This is a genomic window from Aurantimonas manganoxydans SI85-9A1 (assembly GCF_000153465.1).
GTDB classification, from domain to species: domain Bacteria; phylum Pseudomonadota; class Alphaproteobacteria; order Rhizobiales; family Rhizobiaceae; genus Aurantimonas; species Aurantimonas manganoxydans.
Genome location: NZ_AAPJ01000031.1, coordinates 1 through 1,092, shown reverse-complemented (window position 1 = coordinate 1,092; position 1,092 = coordinate 1). Strand labels below are relative to the sequence as shown.

At 61.0% G+C, this 1,092-nt stretch carries 2 protein-coding genes and 1 pseudogene; 1 reads left to right on the top strand and 2 read right to left on the bottom strand.

The window, feature by feature from the left end; genetic code table 11:
* Positions 1-286 (bottom strand): annotated as a pseudogene (locus SI859A1_RS00250) (carbohydrate ABC transporter permease); the annotation flags it as partial.
* A gap of 73 nt (positions 287-359) precedes the next feature.
* Complete coding sequence (locus tag SI859A1_RS22235) at positions 360-491, bottom strand: hypothetical protein (protein WP_276324883.1); 132 nt, start codon at positions 489-491, stop codon at positions 360-362.
* A gap of 10 nt (positions 492-501) precedes the next feature.
* Between SI859A1_RS22235 and SI859A1_RS00245 the strand changes: the two genes are divergently transcribed.
* The gene (locus SI859A1_RS00245) at positions 502-1,020 is read left to right on the top strand and encodes a carbohydrate ABC transporter permease (protein WP_009207885.1); all 519 of its coding nucleotides are present in this window, start codon (positions 502-504) and stop codon (positions 1,018-1,020) included.
* The last annotated feature ends 72 nt before the right edge of the window (positions 1,021-1,092 follow it).

The following is a 1,092-nucleotide window of genomic DNA, read 5'->3' as shown; positions in this document are numbered from 1 at the left end:
GGATGGTGACGCCGCACAGCACGAAGGTGAAGGTCCGCGACAGGTCGAACCAGATGCCGTTCTTGCTGGCGAGGATGGCGAAGAAATTGCGGAAGCCGACGAAGTCCGGCGGCATGCCGCTGGTCAGCGAGAAATTGTAGAAGGACAGGCCGAGCAGCCACAGCGTCGGGATCGTATTGAACACGATGAAGAAGATCATCACCGGCGCCAGCAGCGTGAGGATCAGCGTGGCGCGGTTGTCGAACAGGCGGGCAAAGGGCCGCCGACGCTGCTGGACGGGGGGCATTATCGGGCCTCGATCTTGGAACTGGATGGCCGGACGCGGAAGGGCTCCGCGTCCGGCCGATCGGTGGACCTGCTTACAGCGAGGTCATCGCGCAGCTGTCGGACGGCGCTTCTTTCGCCGTGCCGGAATCGTAGAGGATCTGCTGCTGGGCGCAGGCGATGTAGTCCATCACCGCCTGGGCGTCGGTCGACTGGCCGAAGGGCACCGACTTCCTGATGTTCCTGCTCCTGTCGATCCGCATGCTGCCGGGACCGGCGGTGATCCTGCCGGTCTTCCTGATGTATGTCGCCTTCGGCTGGAAGGATTCGCATCTCTGGCTGATGCTGTTCTACGCGATGTTCTCGATCCCCTTCTCGGTGTGGATCCTGAAGGGCTTCCTCGACGGCGTGTCGACACGCTTCGACGAGACCGGCATCGTCAATGGCGGCTCGTGGTTCCACGTGATCTTCAAGGTGGTGATGCCGCAGGTCCGGCCCGGCCTGATCGCCGCCTTCATCTTCAACCTGATCTTCGTGTGGAACGAATATCTCTTCAACTTCATCATCGGCGGCGTGAATACCCAGAACATTCCCTACGCCCTGTCGGTCGGAACCTATTCCGACGGCGGCGTCAACTGGACGTTCATTTCCACCATGACCTCGGTCTACATCATCGTGCCGGTGGTCTTCATCTACATCTTCCAGAAATATCTGCTGGTCGGGATGACCTTCGGCACCGTGCGGGGAGAGGTCTGAGCATGAAAGCCACCCGCACCTTTCCCGAACGGCTGGAAACGATCCTGATCTTCGGGCTGCTCGCCGGCATCC